Source organism: Caballeronia sp. BR00000012568055 (assembly GCF_029439455.1).
GTDB lineage: Bacteria > Pseudomonadota > Gammaproteobacteria > Burkholderiales > Burkholderiaceae > Caballeronia.
Map to the genome: position 1 here is coordinate 1 of NZ_JAQFVG010000289.1, position 769 is coordinate 769.

Sequence of the window (769 nt, forward strand, 5' to 3'; positions counted from 1 at the left end):
AAGCGATCTCGCTCGCGGACCGCGTAATAGTCATGTCGGCGCGTCCCGGACGTATCCGTACCGTTCAGCGTATTGAGTTGCCGAGGCCGCGCGACGTCTTCACGATCCGATTCATCCCCGAGTTTGGGGAGTATTTCGAGAATTTGTGGGCAGCACTGCGCGAAGACATGCATCAAGGAGCGGAAGTCTAATGAGCAACTTCAAATCCAAAGCCGTCGCACCGTCACTCGCAGGTATGTCTGGAGCGCCCGATGCAGACGAGGTTTTCACTGTCGATCCAAGCATAAGGGCTCGCCGCAGGGAGACACGGATCGTCGTACTTTCACGACTGATCTTGGCGGCAGTCGCTCTTCTTGTCTGGGAATGGGCTTGTGGTCGGTGGATATCCGCGTTCTGGATCAGCAGTCCATCGCGCATCGCTATGGCCGCGTTGAATATGTGGAACAGCGGCGGCCTGCTAAGAAACCTGTATGCAACGATTGCAGAGGCGCTGGTTGGTTTCGCGTTCGGTGTAGCCGGAGGGATGGTGATGGGCGTCGCATGCGGCACCAGTCGAATCATCTCTAAGGTCCTCAATCCATTTTTGGTGGGGTTTTACTCTATTCCTCGGATCGCGCTGATCCCATTGTTTATCCTGTATTTCGGGATTGGGTTTCAGACAAAGGTGATCTATATCGCGCTGTTGGTCTTCTTCCCTGTGTTCATGAATACCTTGTCGGGAGTACGCGACGTAAACCAGGACCTGATTGATGTGATTCGTGTGATGGGC

At 54.5% G+C, this 769-nt stretch carries 1 protein-coding gene and 1 pseudogene; both read left to right on the forward strand.

What is annotated here, in order from left to right; genetic code table 11:
• Positions 1-191: pseudogene (locus P7F28_RS17410) on the forward strand (ABC transporter ATP-binding protein); the annotation flags it as partial.
• Positions 191-769 (forward strand): ABC transporter permease (locus tag P7F28_RS17415; protein ID WP_277185770.1); only part of this gene is annotated, 579 nt, incomplete at its 3' end. The pseudogene P7F28_RS17410 and the gene P7F28_RS17415, both read left to right, overlap by 1 nt.